The sequence below is a fragment of the Klebsiella sp. RHBSTW-00484 genome (genome assembly GCF_013705725.1).
Taxonomy (GTDB): domain Bacteria; phylum Pseudomonadota; class Gammaproteobacteria; order Enterobacterales; family Enterobacteriaceae; genus Klebsiella.
The window spans coordinates 4,952,009-4,975,435 of record NZ_CP055481.1; the positions used below are offsets into that span (position 1 = coordinate 4,952,009).

The 23,427-nt window shown below is 52.2% G+C and carries 21 protein-coding genes; 4 read left to right on the top strand and 17 right to left on the bottom strand.

The window, feature by feature from the left end; all coding sequences use genetic code 11:
• Nucleotides 1-26: 26 nt before the first annotated feature.
• The 15 genes from rnhB to rpsB all read right to left on the bottom strand — a co-directional run bounded on the left by rnhB (nt 27) and on the right by rpsB (nt 15,212).
• A complete protein-coding gene (rnhB, locus tag HV213_RS23350) occupies nt 27-623 on the bottom strand; it encodes a ribonuclease HII (protein ID WP_181483498.1) in 597 nt (198 codons plus the stop codon).
• On the bottom strand, nt 620-1,768 hold the full coding sequence (gene lpxB / locus HV213_RS23355; protein ID WP_181483499.1) for a lipid-A-disaccharide synthase: 1,149 nt from the start codon (nt 1,766-1,768) through the stop codon (nt 620-622). Before lpxB ends, rnhB begins: the two co-directional genes overlap by 4 nt.
• Nucleotides 1,768-2,556 (bottom strand): acyl-ACP--UDP-N-acetylglucosamine O-acyltransferase, encoded by a 789-nt coding sequence (lpxA, locus tag HV213_RS23360; protein WP_110272459.1) that lies wholly within the window; start codon nt 2,554-2,556, stop codon nt 1,768-1,770. Before lpxA ends, lpxB begins: the two co-directional genes overlap by 1 nt.
• A 3-nt stretch (nt 2,557-2,559) precedes the next feature.
• Complete coding sequence (gene fabZ, locus HV213_RS23365) at nt 2,560-3,015, bottom strand: 3-hydroxyacyl-ACP dehydratase FabZ (protein WP_004145858.1); 456 nt, start codon at nt 3,013-3,015, stop codon at nt 2,560-2,562.
• Between the two features lie 101 nt (nt 3,016-3,116).
• Nucleotides 3,117-4,142 carry a UDP-3-O-(3-hydroxymyristoyl)glucosamine N-acyltransferase gene (lpxD, locus tag HV213_RS23370; RefSeq protein ID WP_181483500.1) on the bottom strand — a complete coding sequence of 342 codons (1,026 nt, stop codon included), beginning with the start codon at nt 4,140-4,142 and terminating at the stop codon, nt 3,117-3,119.
• A 3-nt stretch (nt 4,143-4,145) separates the two neighbouring features.
• On the bottom strand, nt 4,146-4,631 hold the full coding sequence (gene skp, locus HV213_RS23375) for a molecular chaperone Skp (protein ID WP_110272461.1): 486 nt from the start codon (nt 4,629-4,631) through the stop codon (nt 4,146-4,148).
• 124 nt (nt 4,632-4,755) lie between these two features.
• Nucleotides 4,756-7,185: an outer membrane protein assembly factor BamA gene (gene bamA / locus HV213_RS23380; RefSeq protein WP_181483501.1), complete on the bottom strand. Its 2,430-nt coding sequence runs from the start codon at nt 7,183-7,185 to the stop codon at nt 4,756-4,758.
• Nucleotides 7,186-7,216: 31 nt separating this feature from the next.
• Nucleotides 7,217-8,569: a sigma E protease regulator RseP gene (rseP, locus tag HV213_RS23385; RefSeq protein ID WP_181483502.1), complete on the bottom strand. Its 1,353-nt coding sequence runs from the start codon at nt 8,567-8,569 to the stop codon at nt 7,217-7,219.
• A gap of 11 nt (nt 8,570-8,580) precedes the next feature.
• Nucleotides 8,581-9,438 (bottom strand): phosphatidate cytidylyltransferase, encoded by an 858-nt coding sequence (gene cdsA / locus HV213_RS23390; RefSeq protein WP_181483503.1) that lies wholly within the window; start codon nt 9,436-9,438, stop codon nt 8,581-8,583.
• 12 nt (nt 9,439-9,450) lie between these two features.
• Nucleotides 9,451-10,209, bottom strand: a complete 759-nt coding sequence (gene ispU / locus HV213_RS23395) for a (2E,6E)-farnesyl-diphosphate-specific ditrans,polycis-undecaprenyl-diphosphate synthase (protein ID WP_181483504.1) — start codon at nt 10,207-10,209, stop codon at nt 9,451-9,453.
• A gap of 242 nt (nt 10,210-10,451) precedes the next feature.
• Nucleotides 10,452-11,651: a 1-deoxy-D-xylulose-5-phosphate reductoisomerase gene (gene ispC, locus HV213_RS23400; RefSeq protein ID WP_181483505.1), complete on the bottom strand. Its 1,200-nt coding sequence runs from the start codon at nt 11,649-11,651 to the stop codon at nt 10,452-10,454.
• A 227-nt stretch (nt 11,652-11,878) separates the two neighbouring features.
• On the bottom strand, nt 11,879-12,436 hold the full coding sequence (gene frr / locus HV213_RS23405) for a ribosome recycling factor (protein ID WP_110272467.1): 558 nt from the start codon (nt 12,434-12,436) through the stop codon (nt 11,879-11,881).
• Between the two features lie 204 nt (nt 12,437-12,640).
• Nucleotides 12,641-13,366, bottom strand: coding sequence for a UMP kinase (gene pyrH, locus HV213_RS23410; RefSeq protein WP_110272468.1), 726 nt, complete (start codon nt 13,364-13,366; stop codon nt 12,641-12,643).
• A 148-nt stretch (nt 13,367-13,514) separates the two neighbouring features.
• A complete protein-coding gene (gene tsf, locus HV213_RS23415; protein WP_110272469.1) occupies nt 13,515-14,366 on the bottom strand; it encodes a translation elongation factor Ts in 852 nt (283 codons plus the stop codon).
• Nucleotides 14,367-14,486: 120 nt separating this feature from the next.
• Nucleotides 14,487-15,212 carry a 30S ribosomal protein S2 gene (rpsB, locus tag HV213_RS23420; protein WP_110272470.1) on the bottom strand — a complete coding sequence of 242 codons (726 nt, stop codon included), beginning with the start codon at nt 15,210-15,212 and terminating at the stop codon, nt 14,487-14,489.
• Between the two features lie 323 nt (nt 15,213-15,535).
• On the opposite strand from rpsB, the gene map reads away from it, so the two are divergent.
• The 4 genes from map to HV213_RS23440 all read left to right on the top strand — a co-directional run bounded on the left by map (nt 15,536) and on the right by HV213_RS23440 (nt 20,534).
• Nucleotides 15,536-16,330, top strand: a complete 795-nt coding sequence (gene map, locus HV213_RS23425) for a type I methionyl aminopeptidase (RefSeq protein ID WP_110272472.1) — start codon at nt 15,536-15,538, stop codon at nt 16,328-16,330.
• A gap of 62 nt (nt 16,331-16,392) precedes the next feature.
• A complete protein-coding gene (gene glnD, locus HV213_RS23430; protein WP_181483506.1) occupies nt 16,393-19,056 on the top strand; it encodes a bifunctional uridylyltransferase/uridylyl-removing protein GlnD in 2,664 nt (887 codons plus the stop codon).
• Between the two features lie 156 nt (nt 19,057-19,212).
• Entirely contained in the window at nt 19,213-20,037 is an 825-nt protein-coding gene (gene dapD, locus HV213_RS23435) for a 2,3,4,5-tetrahydropyridine-2,6-dicarboxylate N-succinyltransferase (RefSeq protein ID WP_110272474.1), read from the top strand.
• Between the two features lie 107 nt (nt 20,038-20,144).
• Nucleotides 20,145-20,534: a DUF3461 family protein gene (locus HV213_RS23440; protein WP_110272475.1), complete on the top strand. Its 390-nt coding sequence runs from the start codon at nt 20,145-20,147 to the stop codon at nt 20,532-20,534.
• A gap of 48 nt (nt 20,535-20,582) precedes the next feature.
• Here the strand turns inward: HV213_RS23440 and cdaR are convergent, their stop codons facing one another.
• Nucleotides 20,583-21,740 (bottom strand): DNA-binding transcriptional regulator CdaR, encoded by a 1,158-nt coding sequence (gene cdaR, locus HV213_RS23445; protein WP_110272476.1) that lies wholly within the window; start codon nt 21,738-21,740, stop codon nt 20,583-20,585.
• 190 nt (nt 21,741-21,930) lie between these two features.
• The gene (degP, locus tag HV213_RS23450) at nt 21,931-23,370 is read right to left on the bottom strand and encodes a serine endoprotease DegP (protein WP_181483507.1); all 1,440 of its coding nucleotides are present in this window, start codon (nt 23,368-23,370) and stop codon (nt 21,931-21,933) included.
• Nucleotides 23,371-23,427 lie beyond the last annotated feature (57 nt).

Consider the following 23,427-nt stretch of genomic DNA (forward strand, 5'->3'; position numbering starts at 1 on the left):
CGTTACTTAATTGCTTGCGTGTCGGTTCAGGACGCCAGGTCCAGCGCGCGTTTCACCGGGCCAAAACTGCGCCGATGATGCTCGATTACGCCATGTTCCAGCAGTTTTTGCAGGTGGAAAGCGGTGGGATAACCTTTATGTTGTGCAAAACCGTACTGGGGGTATGCCCGATCCAGTTCGGTCATTTCAGCATCGCGCGTCACTTTAGCCAGAATAGATGCAGCGCTAATTTCCGCCACCCGGCTATCGCCTTTGACAACTGCCAGTGAAGGTACAGGCAGCGGCGGACAGCGGTTGCCATCAATCAGGACATACTCTGGGGGAATACTTAAACCGGCGACAGCGCGCTGCATTGCCAGCATGGTCGCGTGTAAAATATTCAGTTCATCGATTTCATGCGGCTCAGCACGACCGAGGCTCCAGCACAGCGCTTTCTCTTTGATCTCATCGAATAGCGCCAGGCGGCGTTTTTCGCTTAACTTTTTGGAGTCATTAAGACCCACAATCGGCTTTGCCGGGTCGAGAATAACCGCGGCAGTCACTACCGCGCCAACCAGCGGACCGCGTCCGACTTCATCAACTCCGGCAACCAGATGGGTATGCGGATAAACGAATTCCATCATTTTGCTAGCTCCAGTACTGCATCCGCCGCCTGTTCATCAGCGTTACAGCGGATCTGCTGATGCAGCGCGCGGAAGGTTTCATGCATATAGTGGCTAGTTTTACCATCGGCCAGCAGCGGCTTCAGCGCATCGGCTAACGCCTGCGGCTGGCACTCATCCTGCAACAGCTCTTTGACCAGTTCGCGCCCGGCCAGGAGATTTGGCAACGACACATAGTCGGTTTTAACAAGCCGCTTAGCTAACCAGAAGGTAAATGGCTTCATACGATAACCAACCACCATCGGACACTTCGCCAGCATGCACTCCAGCGCAGCCGTTCCGGAAGCCAGTAGCGCGGCATCGCTGGCTATCATCGCGTCTCGCGCCTGACCGTCCAGCATATGCACTGCAAGATCCGGTGCCGTTTCCGCTTTGATACGCTCGAACTGCTCCCGCCTTTTCGCATTGACCAGCGGCACAACAACTTCCAGGTCAGGATAATAACCCCTCAGGATCTGCGCCGTTTTCAGGAAATCGGCGCTAAGCATCTCGACTTCAGCGCCGCGGCTTCCCGGCAGTAGCGCCAGGCAATGCACGTCGCGGGCAATCCCCAGACGCTCGCGCGCCGCGCCTTTGTCCGGATCCAACGGCATCGCGTCCGCCATCGTATGGCCGATAAACCGGCAAGGAACATTAAATCTGTCATAAAACGCTTTTTCGAAAGGCAGAAATGCCAGTACCAGATCGGTGGATCTGCCAATTTTGAAAACGCGTTTTTGCCGCCATGCCCAAACCGAGGGACTGACGTAATGGATAGTTTTGATACCCTGCTTCTTTAGGCTACCTTCAAGAGTGATATTGAAATCAGGCGCATCGATACCAACGAATACATCAGGCTTAAGATCGGTGAATCGGCGGGTAAGATCGGCACGAATATGCAGCAGGCGGCGCAGGCGTCCGAGGACTTCGACAATGCCCATTACCGCCAGCTCTTCCATCTCATACCAGGCTTCACAGCCCTCGGCCTGCATCAGCGGCCCAGCAACGCCGACAAAGCGTGCATCAGGTATACGGGCTTTAAGCGCACGGATAAGACCTGCACCAAGAATATCGCCGGAAGTTTCTCCGGCGACCAGGGCAATCGTCAGGGGACGCGATTCAATCATTAACGAATCAGGCCGCGCGTTGAGCGGGCAAAGAAATCAGTGAATGCCTGAACTTCAGGGTGCTGTGTCGCCAGTTCGGCGATCTCAGGTTTTGCTTCGTCCAGCGTTTTGCCACTACGATACAGCAGTTTATACGCGTTGCGAATGGCCGTGATCGCTTCACGGCTAAAGCCACGGCGTTTCAGCCCTTCGATATTAACGCCAAACGGCGTTGCGTGGTTGCCCTGAGCAATAACAAACGGCGGAACGTCTTGCGCAACACCGGAGCAGCCGCCAACCATGACATGTGCGCCGATGATGCAGAATTGATGTACTGCGGTCATGCCGCCGATGATAACAAAATCATCCAGCGAGACATGGCCAGCAAGCGTCGCGTTATTGGCCAGAATACAGCGGTTGCCAAGCGTACAATCGTGCGCCACGTGCGCGTTGATCATCAGCAGGTTATCGCTGCCCACCTTCGTTAATCCACCGCCCTGTACTGTGCCACGATGAATGGTGACGCTTTCGCGGATGCGGTTGCGATCGCCAATTTCCACGCGGGTTGGTTCACCAGCATATTTCAGATCCTGGTTAACTTCGCCGATGGAAGCGAACTGATAGATCTCGTTATCGCGGCCAATTTTGGTATGACCATTAATGACAACATGAGACTTCAGTACGGTGCCTTCGCCAATTTCGACGTTAGCGCCAACAATACAAAACGGACCAATGTGAACGTTAGCACCAATAACGGCGCCTTCTTCTACAATGGAGGAAGGATGAATAAAGGCGGTTTTATCAATCACGTATCAGGCCTCCCGGCTACGGGCACACATCATCGTTGCTTCGCAAACCACTTTTCCATCAACCAGCGCAACGCCTTTAAAACGAGTCAGGCCGCGACGGGTTTTCTCAAAAGTGACTTCCATAATCATTTGATCGCCAGGTACGACCGGACGTTTGAAACGCGCTTCGTCGATCCCGGCAAAATAATACAGCTCGCCCGGCTCCAGTTTTCCCACGCTTTTGAATGCCAGAATGCCGGTGGCCTGCGCCATTGCTTCCAGAATCAGTACGCCCGGTAAAATCGGCTTACCAGGGAAGTGTCCCTGGAAAAATGGCTCATTTACAGAAACATTTTTTACTGCGCGCAGAAAACGACCTTCTTCAAAATCCAGCACGCGATCTACCAGCAGGAACGGGTAACGGTGAGGGAGAAGTTCCAGAATCTCTTCAATGTGCAGAGTATGAGTGTCAGTAGTCAAAATACTCTTCCTGTCTAAATATACTAAAGGGCAATAATAACACGGCCTGCGGCAATCTCATGAATGCAACAGGCCGAAAATTTAATGTGTCGGGTGAAGCACTAATCTTGCTGATTAACCTTGCGCTCAATAGCTTTGAGACGCTTGCTCATATCATCAATATTCAGCACCAACGCTGCCGTTTTTCGCCAAACCTTATTCGGTTGCAGCGGAATACCTGAAGAGTAAACTCCCGGCTCGGTGATTGGACGCATAACCATTCCCATCCCCGTTACGGTAACTTTATCGCAGATTTCCATGTGTCCGTTGATCACGCTGGCGCCGCCAATCATGCAGTAGCGGCCAATTTTCAGGCTGCCTGCCATGATCACACCGCCAGCAACGGCGGTATTGTCACCAATCGTCACGTTGTGCGCAATTTGACATTGATTATCGATGATCACACCGTTGCCGATCACAGTATCGTCCAGAGCACCACGATCAATGGTAGTACAAGCGCCAATCTCCACACGATCGCCAATAATAACGCGACCCAATTGTGGGATCTTAACCCAATTACCACGATCGTTGGCGTAACCAAAGCCATCCGCACCAATTACCGTACTGGACTGGATCAGACAATTCTCGCCGATCTCAATACCGTGGTAAACGGTCACATTGGCCCACAAACGCGAGCCAGCACCAATTTTCGTATTTTTCCCAACGAAGCATCCCGCGCCGATAACAACGTTATCGCCGAGCACAACGCCCGATTCAATAACAGCATTCGGGCCAATAGCAACGTCAGTACCCAGCTTAGCCGTGGCGTCAATAACCGCGCTGGGCGCGATATTCTGCGCCGGCTGCGGCGTGGTATCAAGAATTTGAGCCATGCGCGCGTATGTCAGGTAGGGATTACGCACTACCAGCGCGGCACTATGGGCAAAGGGCAAATCATCCTGCGTCATCACGACAGCAGACGCCTGGCAAGCGGCCAGGTGTTCACGGTACTTAGGATTTACCATGAAAGTAATATGGCCCGTTTTAGCGGATTGCATGGACGCAACGCCGGTGATGACGATATCGCCATCACCGTGTAGTTCTGCATCCAACTGCTGTGCTAAATCAGCCAGTCGAATTGAAGGCATTACTTATTTAACCTGTTTCAGCACATCAGCGGTGATGTCTTTTACATCGCTGCTGTTGTATGCCACGGCATTAGAGTCAACAACCAGATCGATGCTCTGATCTTTAGCAACGCTCTGCACTGCGCTCTGGATACGAGTCACCAGCTTGCCACGTTCTTCGTTAGAACGACGTGCGCGGTCCTGCTCGAAAGACTGGGCTTTCTGGGAGAAAGTCTGGCGCTGAGCCATAACGTCTTTTTCCAGTTTGGTACGATCAGCACCGGCTTTCATGGACTGCAGACGCTGCATTTTAGACTGCAGGTCGCCTTCCATACGCTGCAGCTCGCTTGCGCGGCCTTTAAACTCGTTTTCCAGCGTGTTAGAAACGCCTGTTTTCTGGGCAACCTGTTGGAACAAGTTGTTCATGTTAACCATTGCAATTTTATCTGCCGCCTGAGCAGAAGTTACCATTGCTAAACCCAGACCTGCAGCTAATAACCACTTTTTCACAATAAACTCCTTACCATCCCATGAGTACCCTGAGGTACCGTTATTTGCGTGGCCAGGCGATAACCTCAGTTATCGCCAATAGTCAGCGCTATACTGCTCTTGCATTCCATTGCAGCCAACACAATTACCAGGTTTTACCGATGTTAAACTGGAACTGTTCAGCTTTGTCTCCATCGTACTTTTTAAACGGCTGGGCGTAGGAGAATACCAACGGCCCTAACGGCGACATCCACTGTACTGCGATACCCGCAGACATACGAATGTTACTCGGATCGCTGTAATCCGGGTAGCCGCCATACGCGCTCGAATCCCAGTTAGTATCCCACACGGTACCCATATCCCAGAAGAAGGAGGTACGTACTGAGTTCGCATATTTATCGCTGATAAACGGCGTTGGGGTGATCAGCTCCAGGCTGGCAACCGCCATAGCGTTACCGCCTACCGCATCATCAGATTTACACGGAGCGGATTCACTGCTCTTACATTCGTTATCGTAGTCGTCATCATCGTCATGACGGCTGCTGGCCGGGAAATAAACCGCTTTCGGACCAATAGTATTGGACTGGAAGCCACGCACGGTGCTTGAACCACCGGCATAGAAGTTCTCATAGAACGGCATCTCTTTACCGCCCAGACCATCACCATAACCAAACCGAGTTCGACCCAACATAACCCACTTGTGATCATCGTCGATCGGCACATAGGTCGCGGTATCAAGCGTCGCTTTGTAGTATTCGTTGTCAGAGCCCGGAATCGTGACTTTACCATTCAGGTTGACGCGCGAACCTTCCGTCGGGAAGAAACCACGGTCGAGCTTGTTGTACGTCCAGCCATAGTTGAAGGTGAAGTCGTCAGCACTGAACGAGTTTCTGTCATTCGTATCGTCTGGATATTGACCCATCGAATTCAAATAACGCCACATCGACACCTGCGGCTGCATATTGGACAGCTTGTTATGCACATAGCCCAGACCCGCACGCAGCGTGTTATTCTCGTTGACCGGGAAACCCAGCGTGATATCTGTACCATAACTTTTGTTGGTATAGTCAGACAGGTCCGCATCGTTAGCATCGAAGTCGTTATAGAAGACACGACCACCGAGGCTGACGCCATCCACGGTAAAGTACGGGTTAGTCACCGACAGTTCAGTATAGGTCTGGTAATCGTTTTTGGTGCCGTTAATACCAACAGAATAGCCGGTACCGAGCCAGTTATCTTGCTGAACGCCAGCCTGGAAGCTAACGCCGCTTTCAGTACCGTAACCAACACCAAAGTTAAAGCTACCGGTATTACGTTCTTTAACCTTGTAAACTACGTCAACCTGATCCGGGCTACCCGGTACACGCTGCGTATCAGTATCAACCGTTTCAAAATAGCCCAAACGGTTCAGACGATCTTTACCCTGGTCAACCAGGTCGCTACCCAGCCAGGCACCTTCCATCTGACGCATTTCGCGACGCAGAACGGAATCTTTCGAGGTATCGTTACCTTCAAAACGCACTTTACGCACGTAATAACGGTTACCCGCATCCACGTTAACGTGCAGCTTCACAGTCTTGTCGGTATCGTTGATTTCCGGCTGGGACTGAACGCGCGGATAGGCGTAGCCATAGCGACCGAGGAGTTTCTTAATGTCATTCTCCATTTTGGTCACTTTGGTGCCGTTATACAGCTCGCCCGGCTCCACTTTGGTCAGCGCTTCGATTTCTGCCGAATGTCCCGCCAGATCGCCCGTCACCTGCACACCAGAAAGCTTGTACTGATCGCCTTCGGTAATGTTGACGGTGATGTAGATGCCCTTTTTGTCCGGCGTCAGGCTAACCTGCGTGGAATCAATGTTGAAACGGGCATAGCCGCGATCCAGATAGTAACTACGCAGAGTTTCGAGGTCCCCTGCCAGCTTCTGTTTCTGGTATTTGCGATCGCCAACCACGTTCCACCATGGCACTTCATCGCGCAGTTGGAATGTCGAAATCAGTTCATCAGTGCTGAAAGCATGATTGCCGACGATATTGATCTGCTGGATTTTAGCCGATACGCCTTCCTGGAATACCAGTTTCAGGTCGACACGGTTACGCGGCAGCGGCGTCACGACAGCTTTTACGCTGGCGCTGTACTTGCCGACGCTGTAGTAAAAATCTTCCAGCCCTTTTTCAATATCAGCGAGCGTGGTGCGATCGAGAGATTCCCCTACGCGTACGCCAGATGCCTCAAGGTTTTGCTTGAGCATGTCATCTTTCACCGACTTGTTGCCGGAGAAAGTGATGCTGGCAATCGTTGGACGCTCTTTCACCTGCACCAGAAGGGTATCACCATCGCGCAGGACGCGGACATCCTCAAAGTTGCCAGTGGCAAACAGAGCTCGGATGGTGTTACTGATATCATCATCGGTTACGGTATCGCCAGGACGCACTGGCATACTGAGGAGGGCCGCACCAACAGCGACACGCTGCAAGCCGTCGAAATGAATGTCCTTCACCACGAACCCTTCAGCACCGTATACGGTTGCGCTGCTAAACAGCAGCGACGCTATGAGCAACTTTTTCATCGCCATCGTTATTATGCGTTCTTCCTAACAAACTCTCTTACAACCGAGAGAAATCATTGAAAAGTGCAAGCCCCATTAACAACACCAGCAATATTGAGCCAATGCGATAACTAAAGTCTTGAACTCGCTCGGATACCGGTCCGCCCTTCAGCTTTTCAATCGCCAAAAACAGCAGATGCCCCCCGTCAAGAACGGGAAGCGGGAACAAGTTGATTATTCCAAGGTTCACGCTAATCAGCGCAAGGAACATCAGATAGTAAATCAACCCAAATTCCGCTGACATTCCAGCCCCTTGGGCGATAGAAATCGGCCCGCTGAGGTTGTTCAGTTTGACATCACCGGTTATCAATTTGCCCAGCATCCTGACCGTTAACGACATCAGTTGCCAGGTTTTATCCGTGGCTTCAGCGATGGCGGCAAACGGTCCGTACTGACGCACTGTCTTATATTCATCAGGCAGCGGGATGACCTTAGGTACAACCCCTGCAAACCCCTCAGATTTACCTTTAGCGGACTTCGTATCTGGCGTCAGCGTCACGGACAAGGGATTCCCCTGCCGTTCGATCTCCAGAACTAAGGCTGTGCCCGGATTATCACGCACCAGATTAACAAACGTCATCCACTGCGTTAACGGTTGACCATCGACTTTAACGATCCTGTCGCCCGCTTGCAAACCCGCCTTTTGTGCTGCCGAGTCAGATTGTACTTCCGCCAGGACTGTATCAATCTGTGCACTACGGGGCTGAATGCCCAGTGATGCGACCGGATCTTGTTTATCCGGCTCGAACGCCCAATGCTGCAGATCGAGGATTTTATCCTGACGTTGATTGGTCCCGAAAGGGGCAACGGTAAGTATTGTTTGCCGATCGCCTATCTTCGCCACCAGCGCCATACGCACAGCATCCCAATCAGGCGTTTCGATGCCATCTATCGCTTTAAGTTCCGTTCCTTTTGCAATTTGTGCTTGCGCGGCTATCGAGTTGGGCGTTATATCGCCAACAACCGGACGAACGCCAGGGACACCAATAATGAAGACCAACCAGTAGGCAAAAATGGCAAAAAGGAAGTTGGCGATAGGCCCAGCGGCAATAACAGCAGCACGCTGGCCAACGGTTTTGTTGTTGAAAGCGTAGTGGCGCATCTCGGGCGCCACCGGCTCGACGCGTTCGTCGAGCATTTTGACATAGCCGCCTAACGGGATAAGGGCAATAACAAATTCCGTGCCCTGCTTATCAAAGCGCCGCCAGAGTGCCTTACCAAAACCGATGGAGAAACGCTCAACGCGAATGCCACAGCGACGAGCTACCCAGAAATGGCCAAACTCATGGACGGTGATCAACACGCCCAGCGCAATAATAAAAGCAGCCAAATTCCAGAGAACGCTCAGCATAAAATTTTCCGTCAAATCGTCCTGAAAACTAACAATAGCAGACACGCAAACACAGGGACCGCAGCCGTCAGGCTATCGATACGATCCAGAATACCACCATGTCCAGGAATCAGATTTCCACTATCTTTAATACCCGCTTCACGTTTGAACATGCTCTCGGTCAGGTCGCCAAGCACTGAAGCTAACGCTGCAACGACAGAACAAACCAGCAGGACCGTCGGTGTCACATCCAGATGCGCCCACCAGCCGTAAGCCCAGGAAATCACCGCGGCCGTCAGCAGACCGCCGAAAAAACCCTGCCAGGTTTTGCCCGGGGAAACCTTCGGCGCCAGCTTATGTTTACCGAACATTTTACCGAACATATAAGCGCCGGAATCGGCTCCCCAGACCAGGATCATCACGTACAGCAACCACAGCGCACCACTGTAATGGTCATCGGCGTAATGCCAGGCCCGCAGGGCCAGCATGCCCCAGAAGAATGGCACGATAGTCAGGACGCCAAAAATCAGGCGCAATGCTTTTGAATTCCGCCAAAATGTTGCAGAAACCGGGTAGGTCAGCACCAGAAGTAGCGCGACAATCCACCAACCAAATGATGCCCATAGCGATCCTTCAACCAGCGGTTGATGGACGTCATAATGGTATTCCGGCATCAGGAAAAGCATCAGCGCCAGCAGCAGGCCGCATAGCACCGACAGCCAGACTCTCTGCGTAGTTGAAGTGAACCCGCTAAATTGCCCCCATTCCCACGCGGCGAGCATACACACGACCAGCGTGACGATGGCAAAACCCGCGGGCGGCAATAGAAAAAGCGCCGCTATAACGACGGGGATTAAGACGAAAGCAGAAATCAGGCGATACTTCAGCAAAAGTGACCCCCATCAGGCATTGTTGCCACCCGGCTCAGTGCCGCCGAAACGACGCTCTCGATTAACAAAGGCATGGAGTGCACCTTCAAAGTCCTGTTCAGCGAAATCGGGCCAAAGAACATCCGTAAAGTAAAGTTCGGCATAGGCAATTTGCCAAATCAAAAAGTTACTAATGCGATGCTCTCCCCCGGTCCTAATAACTAAATCTACGGGTGCAAGCTCATTCATACAAACCTGCTGGCTCAGCATCTCTTCCGTGATTTGATCGGGTTGCAGCACCCCGTCCTGTACCTGTTGGGCCAAATGGCGAACGCCCTGGACGATATCCCAGCGGCCGCCATAGTTCGCAGCAATGTTCAGGGTCAAACCTGTATTGTTCTCAGTCAACGCCTCCGCTTTACGGATACGCTCCTGCAAACGTGCGTTAAAACGTGTTGTCTCGCCGATAATGCGCAGACGAACGTTGTGTCTGTGCAGGCTTTTCACTTCGCTATCCAGCGCCCAGACAAACAGCTCCATCAGCGCACTGACTTCCTGCGCCGGACGATTCCAGTTTTCACTACTGAATGCGTATAACGTCAACGCTTCAATACTATTGTTCGCCGCGAAAGAGACGGCTCGACGAACAGATTTCGCCCCGGCTTTATGGCCAAAGGCGCGAATTTTTCCTTGCCGTTTCGCCCAACGACCGTTGCCGTCCATAATAATGGCAACATGACGACAGCCATGTGCGGACGACATTTCGCTGACAGTTTGATTAGCAGACAACATAACGCGTTTTAAGTCCATAATAAGGATTAGCTAAGCTACCAAACACGGGTCACCGGTCAGCGCTGGATACGCATTTTTATCCGGTACCGGAACTACGGCCAATCGCAGAGAACAACCAAAAGCTTTACGCAAAAAAGCCGTGTCTTGCCACGGCCACCGTAATCTTTCACAACAAAATGCAACGATCGGATGGCGCAGACTATATCACTGAAGCCCAGCGCCCACAAATATCACAACGAGTATCAGAATTTGCTTCGAGATGCCAATATCTGGCTTGCGCAAGCCCGAGCCATAGCGTCAATCGCCAGTACTTCATCAATACTTTGTGGTTCATTCAACGCTTGTTGATCCAGCACTGACTGGTTAACCGCCGCGATATCGGTAAAACGAATATCGCCATTCAGGAATGCGGCAACGGAGACTTCGTTCGCCGCATTAAGCGCCGTTGTTGCCGCCTGACCAACATCAAAGGCATCCATCGCCAGCTTCAGGCACGGATAACGCCCGTAATCCGGCGTCGAGAAATTCAGGTTACTTAATTGACAGAAATCCAGCGGTTTTGCCCCTGAGTTCAGACGATTAGGCCAACCCATTGTGTGGGCAATCGGCGTACGCATATCCGGCTCACCGAGCTGTGCCAGGACGCTACCGTCCTGATAACGCACCATCGAATGAATCACTGATTGCGGATGGATAAGCACTTCCATTTGCTGCGCCGAAGCATTAAACAACCAACGGGCTTCGATATACTCCAGCCCTTTATTCATCATGGTGGCAGAATCGACAGAGATTTTACGCCCCATTGACCAGTTTGGATGACGACAGGCCTGATCCGGCGTCATTGCCGCCAGTTCGCCAATTGCCATATCCCGGAAGGGTCCGCCTGAGCCGGTCAACAAAATCGACAGCACACCATTCTGCGTTAAATTAGCGTATCCCAAATTATGTTGAATTGTTTCCGGCATACTCTGAAAAATCGCATTATGCTCGCTATCAACAGGCAATAGACGCGCGCCATGTTGCTGAACAGCATCCATAAACAGGCGCCCGCAGGTTACCAGCGACTCTTTGTTCGCCAGCAAGACCGTTTTTCCTGCGCGTATTGCCGAGAGAGTCGGTACCAGACCTGCGGCACCAACAATTGCCGCCATAACCTGATCGACATCGTCCAGCGCAGCAACGTCTGCCGCAGCCTGCTGGCCGCTCATCACTTCAGTACGACTGCTGTGCCCGCGCAACCTGACCCGCAGCGACTCAGCGCTTTGCGCATCGTCCATTACCGCGTAACGAGGGGCGAACTCCAGACATTGTTCAACCATACGGTCGACATTTTTCCCCGCGACCAGCGCGGCGATGGAAAAGCTACCGGGGTTATGGCGCACCACATCCAGCGTGCTGCAGCCAATAGAACCCGTCGAACCGAGAATGGTTAATTGCTTCATGAGACGTCCAGAAGAATTATGACAAAATAAAAAGCAAAACGCCGTCAGCAAGCCCCTATGCATCAATCATCGGGTTACAGAACGGAAGCATTGAACCTTTGACATGGCGCCAAAGGCTACAAGGCCAGCCGTCTAAACGCAATCCCGAAAATTGAGCGTACGGTCTCCTGTACGGCGTTTCAGACTTTACGTAGACCCATACTTCGAATCTACGTGTCGGCAGAGGATCAGAACTGCATCAGTTCCGCTTCTTTATCCGCCAGCGCCGCATCAACTTTCTTGATAGCAGCATCGGTCATTTTCTGCACATCATCCTGAGAGCGGCGATCGTCATCTTCACTGATCTCTTTCTCTTTCAGGAGTGCTTTCACTTTATCGTTGGCATCGCGGCGAACGTTACGTACGGCAACGCGCGCCTGCTCGGCTTCGCCGCGCACGATTTTGGTTAGATCTTTACGACGCTCTTCAGTCAGCGGCGGCAACGGAACGCGGATATCGGTACCCGCAGAGCTTGGGTTCAGACCGAGGTCAGATGCCATAATCGCTTTTTCAACGGCTGGGCTCAGCGAGCGATCAAACACGTTAATTTTCAGAGTACGGGAATCTTCTACCGTTACGCTTGCCAGCTGACGCAGCGGCGTCGGCGTGCCGTAGTATTCCACGACAATGCCATCCAGCAGGCTGGGAGAAGCACGACCCGTGCGTATTTTGCTGATTTGGGTTTTGAACGCTTCAACGCATTTTTCCATGCGTACTTCAGCATCTTTTCTGATATCGCTAATCACGTTACGAATCCTTGAAAACTTGTCTCAGACAGACCAGACGGTCGCCCACACAAAAGTGAGCTAAGTATAGTCATGTTTATGCTCATCGTCTTTCAAGCTGCGCGTTAGCTGCAACTTGCCGTTCATAGAGCATATTGAAATATGCCGGGTCACAAACCCGCAAAAGTAAAGCTGAATATTACCCGTATTTAACGCTGACGGGAATTATTCCGTAATTAATGTGCCTTCTTTTTCGCCCATCACCACACGGCGCAGCGCGCCCGGCTTGTTCATGTTGAACACGCGAATCGGCAATTTATGGTCACGGGCCAGGGTGAAGGCTGCAAGATCCATCACTTTCAGCTCTTTATCCAGTACTTCGCTGTAGGTCAGCTGATCGTACATGGTTGCAGAAGGATCTTTGGCCGGGTCAGCGGTAAATACGCCATCAACTTTCGTCGCTTTCAACACAACATCAGCTTCGATTTCGATACCGCGCAGGCAAGCTGCGGAATCAGTGGTAAAGAAAGGGTTGCCAGTACCGGCGGCCAGAATCACCACGCGGTTGTTACGCAGCAGGCTGATGGCTTCCGCCCAACTGTAGTTATCACACACGCCGTTCAGCGGAATAGCTGACATCAGGCGGGCGTTCACATAGGCGCGATGGAGAGAATCACGCATTGCAAGGCCGTTCATGACCGTTGCCAGCATGCCCATGTGGTCGCCCACAACGCGGTTCATACCTGCTTTCGCCAGACCAGCTCCACGGAACAAGTTACCGCCACCAATCACTACGCCAACCTGAATACCCAGTTCAACCAGTTCTTTGATTTCCTGAGCCATACGGTCAAGTATGCTTGCATCAATACCGAAGCCTTCTGAACCTTGCAGAGCTTCGCCACTTAATTTAAGCAGAATACGTTTGTAGACGGGTTTTGCATTGGTAGCCATGTTTCTTTCCTGAGACTGTCAACGAATGAGATGAATTATTTCCGGCGACATTGTACGTCGCTTTCCAGCGTAGCCACCAGAGCGGTTGGCTGAATTTACAAGTTAGGCACAAAAAGAAGCCGCCCTCAGGCGGCTCCTTTTTTGAAAATTAAGACTGCTTGGACATCGCAGCAACTTCTGCTGCAAAGTCAGTCTCAACTTTCTCGATGCCTTCACCCACTTCAAAGCGGATGAAGCCAGTCACGTCAGCGTTGTGCTCTTTCAGCAGCTGAGCAACAGATTTGCTCGGATCCATAACGAAAGGCTGACCAGTCAGAGAAACTTCGCCGGTGAATTTCTTCATGCGGCCTTCAACCATTTTCTCTGCGATTTCTTTCGGCTTGCCAGACTGCATGGCGATGTCCAGCTGAACCTGGTACTCTTTTTCTACTACGTCAGCAGAAACATCTTCCGGCTTAACGAATTCAGGCTTGCTTGCAGCGATGTGCATAGCCAGCTGTTTAACCAGCTCAGCGTCAGCGCCTTTAGCCGCAACCAGAACACCGATACGCGCACCGTGCTGGTAAGAACCCAGAACTTCGCCTTCCAGGGAAGAAACGCGACGAATGTTGATGTTCTCACCAATTTTAGCAACCAGCGCAACGCGTTCTTCTTCGAACTGTGCTTTCAGTACTTCAACATCAGTGATTTTGCCTGCAACAGCAGCGTCCAGTACTTTGTTAGCGAATGCCTGGAAACCACCATCTTTAGCTACGAAGTCAGTCTGGCAGTTAACTTCCAGAATGATGCCGTAGGTGCCGTCAATTTTAGTGATGATCACGCCATCAGCAGCAACGTTGCCTGCTTTTTTCGCTGCTTTAATAGCACCGGATTTACGCATGTTTTCGATTGCCAGCTCGATGTCGCCGTTAGCTTCGGTCAGCGCTTTTTTGCAATCCATCATGCCTGCGCCAGTACGCTCGCGCAGCTCTTTTACCAGGGATGCGGTAATTTCAGCCATTCTTTAATCCTCGGGAGATTTGACTCGCCCGGTTCCAGGAACCAAACGAATTTAAAAGTGAAAAAGGGGCCGCTAAGAGGCCCCTATTTATACACGGTACTAAATAAGGGGATAACCTTATTATTCAGCTTCTACGAAGCTTTCTTCCGCTTGAGAAGCCAGATCCTGCGAACGACCTTCACGCACGGTAGTCGCTACAGCACCCAAGTACAGGGTAACTGCGCGGATTGCGTCGTCGTTACCCGGGATAACGAAGTCAACACCGTCCGGATCGGAGTTAGTATCAACGATAGCAAATACCGGAATACCCAGGTTGTTTGCTTCTTTGATAGCGATGTGTTCGTGGTCAGCGTCGATAACGAACAGTGCGTCCGGCAGGCCGCCCATGTCTTTGATACCGCCCAGGCTGTTTTCCAGCTTGCCCAGCTCACGAGTACGCATCAGCGCTTCTTTCTTGGTCAGCTTGTCGAAAGTACCGTCCTGAGACTGAATTTCCAGATCTTTCAGACGTTTGATAGACTGACGAACGGTTTTCCAGTTAGTCAGCATACCGCCCAGCCAACGATGGTTCACGAAGAACTGGTCGCAGCTGTTAGCAGCTTCTTTCACCGCTTCGCTTGCAGCGCGTTTAGTACCAACGAAAAGGATTTTGCCTTTACGAGAAGAGATCTTGTTCAGTTCAGCCAGAGCTTCGTTGAACATCGGTACAGTTTTCTCAAGGTTGATGATGTGAACTTTGTTACGTGCACCGAAGATGAAAGGCTTCATTTTCGGGTTCCAGTAACGGGTCTGGTGACCAAAGTGAACACCAGCCTTGAGCATGTCGCGCATGGAAACAGTTGCCATGTTTAAAACCTCTATATTAGAAAGTTGGGGTTAAGCCTCCACGTATCCCATATTACCGACCCCTAGGGGCACCCCGGAATATGTGCCGATACGTGTGTGTTGTTACACAAAGTGAGATTTATCGCTTCAGTCCATCTTGTGTATCTGAGAATGGAACGGAAGTCCGGCGCGCTTTATACCACAAAACCAACCCAGACACCAACTGTTGTTGACGTAGCGTGCTGTTAATGATTCTCAGTTTGGCAGCAGGACACCCGGACTGTTAACATTGATCGGACATAATCTATTATTGTCGAAAAAATCGACACTGCTGGACACTATCCATGGCTATTTCTATCAAGACATCTGAAGACATCGAAAAAATGCGCGTCGCCGGTCGCCTGGCCGCCGAAGTGCTGGAAATGATTGAACCTTACGTAAAACCGGGCGTCAGCACCGGCGAACTGGACCGCATCTGCAACGATTATATCGTTAACGAGCAAAAAGCCGTTTCAGCTTGCCTGGGCTATCACGGTTTCCCGAAATCCGTCTGCATCTCTATTAATGAAGTGGTATGCCACGGGATCCCGGATGACGAAAAATTGCTGAAAGATGGCGATATCGTCAACATTGATGTCACCGTGATTAAAGATGATTTCCACGGCGACACCTCGAAAATGTTCATCGTCGGCAAGCCAACCATCCTCGGCGAGCGCCTGTGCCGCATCACCCAGGAAAGTCTGTATTTGGCGCTGAAAATGGTCAAGCCAGGTATCAACCTGCGCACCATCGGTGCTGCGATTCAGAAATTCGTTGAAGCGGAAGGTTTCTCCGTGGTGCGCGAATATTGCGGTCACGGCATCGGTCGCGGTTTCCATGAAGAGCCGCAGGTTCTGCACTATGATTCAGCGGAAACCAACGTGGTTCTCAAACCGGGCATGACCTTCACTATTGAGCCGATGGTCAACGCGGGCAAAAAAGAGATCCGCAGCATGAAAGACGGCTGGACGGTAAAAACCAAAGACCGGAGCTTGTCTGCACAGTACGAGCATACTATTGTGGTGACAGACAACGGCTGCGAAATTCTGACGTTACGCAAGGATGACACCATCCCGGCGATAATCTCGCACGACGAATGATGAAAAGCCGGCGCCAGCCGGCTTTTTTATGACGGGCGATAGTTTTTTCTTATGGTGGCGCGATGAGCAACTCTTTACCTGACACTGTCTCCCCTGCTCTGTCTGGTCAGCCGGATAATCCAGACGACTGGTCGCAAAGCGATTTCAACTGTGCCGCCATCAAGGCGCATATCGATACATTCCAGCGCTGGCTGGGCGAGGCTTTTGATAACGGCATAGCCGCCGAACGATTAATAGAAGCACGTACCGAATTTATCGACCAGTTGCTCCAGCGACTATGGGTCGAATACGGCTTCGGCTCGGTCAACGATACCGCCCTGGTCGCGGTAGGCGGCTATGGTCGTGGCGAGCTCCATCCGCTCTCCGACATTGACCTGCTGATTCTAAGCCGCAAAAAGCTGCCCGATGAACAGGCGCAAAAAGTCGGTGAACTGCTGACGCTACTGTGGGATATCAAACTGGAAGTCGGCCACAGCGTGCGCACTCTCGAAGAGTGCCTGCTGGAGGGGTTGTCAGATCTCAGCGTCGCCACCAACCTGATCGAATCGCGCCTGCTCATCGGCGATGTCGCGCTATTCCTTGAATTACAAAAACACATATTTAGCGACGGCTTCTGGCCATCAGAAAAGTTCTTTGCCGCAAAAGTCGAAGAGCAGAACATACGCCATCAACGCTATCACGGCACCAGCTATAACCTGGAGCCGGATGTCAAAAGTAGTCCTGGCGGCCTGCGCGATATTCACACTCTCCAGTGGATCGCACGCCGTCATTTTGGCGCCACTTCTCTTGATGAAATGGTCGGCTTCGGCTTCCTCACCGAGGCCGAGCGTAACGAGCTTAACGAATGCCTGCACCAGCTCTGGCGGATTCGCTTTGCCCTGCATCTTGAGCTAAACCGCTACGATAACCGCCTGCTTTTCGACAGACAGTTCAGCGTCGCCCGACGCCTGCGCTATGAAGGCGAAAGTAACCAGCCCATTGAGCATATGATGAAGGATTTCTTTCGCGTCACGCGCCGGGTGAGCGAGCTGAACCATATGCTAATCCAACTGTTCGAAGAGGCGATTCTCGCTCTCACAGAGGACGAGAAGCCACGACCGATTGATGATGATTTTCAACTGCGCGGCACGCTTATCGACCTGCGCGACGACACGCTGTTTATCCGCGAGCCGCAGGCCATTCTGCGCATGTTCTATATGATGGTGCGTAACAGCAGCATCACCGGTATTTACTCCACCACGCTTCGCCATCTGCGCCACGCCCGTCGCCATCTGACGCAGCCTCTTTGCTACATCCCGGAGGCGCGAACCTTGTTCCTCAGCATGCTGCGCCATCAGGGCGCGGTAAGCCGCGGTCTGCTGCCAATGCACCGCCATAGCGTGCTGTGGGCGTATATGCCGCAATGGTCACATATTGTCGGTCAGATGCAATTCGACCTGTTTCACGCCTATACCGTTGATGAGCACACCATTCGCGTCATGCTGAAGCTCGAGAGTTTCGCCAAAGAAGAGACCCGCAGCCGCCACCCGCTATGCGTTGAGCTGTGGCCACGCCTGACGCATCCAGAACTGATCCTTATTGCCGCCCTGTTCCACGACATCGCCAAAGGACGTGGCGGCGACCATTCGATCCTCGGCGCCCAGGACGTACTCAAATTTGCCGAACTTCATGGTCTCAATTCACGTGAAACGCAGCTTGTCGCCTGGCTGGTGCGTCATCATTTACTGATGTCAGTTACCGCTCAGCGTCGCGATATTCAGGACCCGGAAGTGATCAAGCAGTTCGCCGAAGAGGTACAAACGGAGAACCGTCTGCACTATCTGGTCTGTCTGACCGTCGCCGATATCTGCGCCACTAACGAAAACCTGTGGAACAGCTGGAAGCAAAGCCTGCTGCGCGAACTCTATTTCGCCACCGAAAAACAGCTGCGCCGGGGAATGCAAAATACTCCAGACATGCGCGAACGAGTACGCCATCACCAGCTTCAGGCGCTGGCGCTGCTGCGGATGGAAAATATTAATGAACAAGCTCTGCACCTGATCTGGAACCGCTGCCGCGCCAACTATTTCGTACGCCATACGCCGAATCAGCTCGCCTGGCATGCGCGCAACTTACTCCAGCACGATCTCAGCAAACCGATGATTTTACTGAGTTCTCAGGCAACGCGTGGTGGCACCGAAATTTTTATCTGGAGCCCGGACAGACCGTACCTGTTCGCTGCCGTTTGCGGTGAACTGGACCGCCGTAACCTTAGCGTCCACGATGCGCAGATCTTTACAACACGCGACGGTATGGCAATGGATACCTTCATTGTTCTTGAACCGGACGGCAGTCCGCTTTCCGCCGACAGGCACGAGGTTATTCGCCTGGGCCTGGAACAGACCATTACCCAACGTAGCTGGCAGCCACCAGCCCCGCGTCGTCAGGCGGCAAAATTACGGCATTTTTCCGTCCCGACGGAGGTTAACTTCCTGCCAACGCATACCGATCGAAAATCGTTCCTTGAGCTGATCGCCCTCGATCAGCCGGGTCTGTTAGCGCGCGTCGGCCAGGTGTTTGCCGACCTCGGAATTTCGCTCCACGGAGCGCGAATTACGACAATTGGTGAGCGAGTAGAAGATTTATTTATAATCGCCACGGCAGACCGGCGTGCCCTTAATAATGAGCTGCAACAAGAAGTGCAACAACGGTTGACAGAGGCCCTCAATCCAAACGATAAAGGGTAGCGAATTTAAATGTACATACACAAAGTCATTCGAGCTGCATCAAGGCGGCCAGGGAGAGAGTCCAGGGAGCTTACGATAGTAAGTGACCGGGACGAACAAGCGCAGCCAACGCAGAGGCAGCTTGAAGGATGAAGTGTATAAATGGAAAGAGAAACGATGCAGCAATTACAGAATATTATTGAGTCCGCCTTTGAGCGTCGCGCCGACATCACGCCGGCAAATGTGGATACCGTAACCCGCGAAGCGGTTAATCAGGTGATTTCTCTGCTTGATTCCGGCGCACTGCGCGTCGCTGAAAAAATCGACGGCCAGTGGGTAACCCATCAGTGGCTGAAGAAAGCGGTTCTGCTCTCTTTCCGTATTAACGATAACCAGGTTATCGATGGTGCGGAAAGCCGCTACTTCGATAAAGTTCCGATGAAATTCGCGGATTATGATGAAGCGCGTTTCCAGAAAGAAGGTTTCCGCGTGGTTCCACCGGCAGCTGTCCGTCAGGGGGCGTTTATCGCTCGCAACACGGTTCTGATGCCGTCTTACGTGAACATCGGCGCATACGTTGATGAAGGCTCGATGGTGGATACCTGGGCGACCGTCGGCTCCTGCGCGCAGATCGGTAAAAACGTTCACCTGTCCGGCGGCGTCGGCATCGGTGGCGTACTGGAGCCGCTGCAGGCGAACCCGACCATCATCGAAGATAACTGCTTTATCGGTGCGCGTTCTGAAGTCGTCGAAGGCGTGATCGTCGAAGAAGGTTCCGTGATCTCCATGGGCGTGTACCTGGGCCAGAGCACCAAAATCTACGATCGCGAAACCGGCGAAGTGTTCTATGGCCGCGTACCGGCTGGCTCCGTAGTAGTATCCGGCAACCTGCCGTCGAAAGATGGCAAGTACAGCCTGTATTGCGCCGTTATCGTGAAGAAGGTCGACGCCAAAACGCGCGGCAAGGTCGGAATCAACGAACTTCTGCGTACCATCGACTAAGCAGTATAAAAAGCGGGAGGCATCCCGCTTTTTTTATATATTAAGCTGGCGAAGATAGATTTTTTCGTTAATTATTCAAAGATTACGATGATATCAAAGGTACCGTTATGTACGATAATCTGAAAAGTCTTGGTATTACCAATCCCGATGAAATCGATCGCTATAGCCTGCGGCAGGAAGCCAACAACGACATTCTGAAAATCTATTTTCAGAAGGACAAAGGCGAGTTCTTCGCCAAAAGCGTCAAGTTTAAGTACCCGCGTCAGCGTAAAACCGTTGTCGCAGACGGCATTGGTCAGGGATATAAAGAAGTCCAGGAGATCAGTCCAAACCTCCGCTATATCATTGATGAGCTGGATCAGATCTGCCAGCGCGATCGAACTGAAATCGATCTTAAGCGCAAAATCCTCGACGATCTGCGTCATCTGGAAAGCGTAGTTACCAATAAGATCAGCGAAATTGAATCCGATCTGGAAAAACTGACCCGCAATAAATAAGTTTTTACCCTGTTCCCGGCGGTAATCCGTTCAGCCGGGAACAGGGCTCTATCTCTGTTCATCCAGCTGCAGCGCAATATACAGCAACAAACGGTCGTCAAAACTCCCCAGGTCCAGTCCGGTCAGTTCAGAAATACGATTCAGACGATATTCCAGCGTATTACGGTGAATAAATAGCGCCTTTGAGGTCGCTAGCGGTTGCACGTTGTGACGAAACCACGCCTGCAGGGTACGCCGTAACAGACCGTTATTATCCATCGCTTTCAAACGAACCAGCGGACGCGCCAGCTCGTTGGCCTGCCAGCCGCCGCGCAGGCTATCCAGCAGTACCGGCAGCATCAGGTCCTGATAAAAATAGCTCCGACTCTCCGGCATTCGCTGTTTACCGACCATCATTGTGGTTCGAGCGGTACGGTAAGAACGTGCGATGCTACCAGGTCCGGTAAAGAAGTTACCCAGCGCCACACGAAAACGCAGCTGACCATTCTCTTTCATCCTGCTGATCAACTGCTCGACCCGTTTACAGTGATCTTCTGCATCCCAGCGGCCAAAAGCATTCAACGCAGGCTTCAGCACCACCATTTCAGTCAGCGAGACAATGGCCACCAGATTATTACGGTCCGGCGTCGTCAGCGCGGTTTGTAGCTGCTGTAACTCCGCCATCGCGCTGTCTACGCCCAGTTGGCCACTATCTACTTCAATCATTGCGACAACACGCGGCTGATTCAGATCGATTCCCAACCGCTGCGCCCATTCGGTCAGCGCTGGGGTGTTCTCCTCCGCCTGAATCAGGTTCATCACCAGCTCTTCACGCAGGCGGCTATCCTGGGCCAGAAGGTGCATCAGCCGCGACTGCTCCAGCATCATTTCAGCCGTCATACAGACCAGCTCACCGTATTTGCGCAGCGATTCAGGCTCGCCGGTCAGACCGATAACACCGACGATTTCCCCCTCCAGACGCAGCGGCAGGTTGATGCCCTGGCGCACGCCGTGCAGATGTCGCGCCACGGCATCATCAATATCGACAACGCGCCCTTGTGAAAGGACCAGCAGCGCACCTTCGTGCAATTCACCAATTCGCTCGCGATCTCCGCTGCCGATAATGCGCCCGCGAGCATCCATTACGTTGATATTGGTATCAATGATGCGCATCGTGCGCGCCACGATATCCTGCGCCATTTTGGTATCAAGGTGCCAGCCAGCCATGTAACCCTCCCGTGAGCAGGTTACCAGCATAGAAGAGTTGGCAAAACGCTGCATTGTGCATTCGCACAAAGCAGGGGTGAGAAGTATGGAGTTGTGGAAGGGGTCACAGAACGCCAGACAGAATGTCCCGCAGAGTAAAAAAAGCCCCCTGCCTCACAAGGAGACAAGGGGCTTTACGATTCGCTAGCGATTACTGCATCAGCAGGTAAATAGAGGTATCACCACGCTGAATGTTCAGCGCCAGAACCGAAGGTTTAGCGTCGAAGATTTTGCGCAGGTCAGCAATATTTTTCACCGGCTGCTGGTTAGCGCCAACGATAATATCGCCTTTCTTCAGGCCAATCTGCGCAGCCGGAGTCCCCGCCTTCACGTTGCTCACCGTGACGCCTTTATCCTGACCCTTGTTGCTCATTTCCGCACCTTCAATACCGTTGAAGATGGTGCTTGAGTCAACCTGAGTCTGATTACTTTGCTGCAGCTCTACGGTTACCGTTACTGGTTTACCGTCACGCAACAGGCCAAGTTCAATTTTGCTGCCGATAGGCATGGTACCGACCTGTGCACGCAGTGCGGCAAAGCTGCTGATTGGCTTACCGTTCAGCGTGGTGATCACGTCACCGGCTTTAATACCTGCTTTACCCGCCGCAGAACCCGGCATAACCTGGCTGACGAAAGCCCCGCGCTGAGCGTCGACTTTCATCGCTTTCGCCAGTTCGGAGTTCAGCTCGGTTCCCATGATGCCCAGCTCACCGCGCTTAACCTGGCCAAACTTCACCATCTGCTCGGTCAAGTTTTTCACCATGTTGCTCGGGATCGCAAAGCCGATACCGATATTACCGCCGTCCGGTGCCAGGATCGCGGTGTTGATACCGATCAGCTCGCCGTTCAGGTTAACCAGCGCGCCGCCGGAGTTACCGCGGTTAATCGCCGCATCGGTCTGGATAAAGTTCTCGTAATTTTCAACGTTCAGGCCGCTGCGGCCCAACGCGGAAACAATCCCGGAAGTCACGGTTTCACCGAGACCAAACGGGTTACCAATCGCCACGGTGTAATCACCGACGCGCAGAGTATCAGAGTCCGCCAGCTTGATTGCGCTCAGGTTTTTCGGATCCTGAATTTGAATCAGCGCGATATCAGAACGCGGATCTTTACCGACCACTTTTGCCTCAAACTTACGGCCATCGCTCAGTTGAACTTTGATCGTTGTCGCGTTATCCACGACGTGGTTGTTGGTGACGACATAACCTTTAGCGGCATCAATGATCACCCCAGAACCGAGGGCCATAAATTTCTGCTGCTGGCCGCCATTGCTACCCGGAGCGCCACCCTGCCCGCCGCCCTGACAGAACGGAGAGCTTTGGAACGGTGAACCGTCCTGGCAGAACGGTGAATTATCACCAAAGAACTGCTGGAAGTTACGCGGCATCCGCGGGGTATTAACGGTGGTGCTCCCCTCAACGTTGATGCTCACGACAGACGGCATCACCTTTTCCAGCATAGGAGCCAGACTCGGCATCTGCTGTGCATTAGTAGCCGAAGAAGCTGTTTCCGCCGCGCTCGCAGAGAGAGGGGACAACGCCAGACCTAAACTAAGAGCCAGAGCACTCATTGCTAACGTGGTTTTTTTCATATGTTTCAATCTCGATTTCAGATAACGAATAGTTGCTGTTTACGTGACTATGAGAGT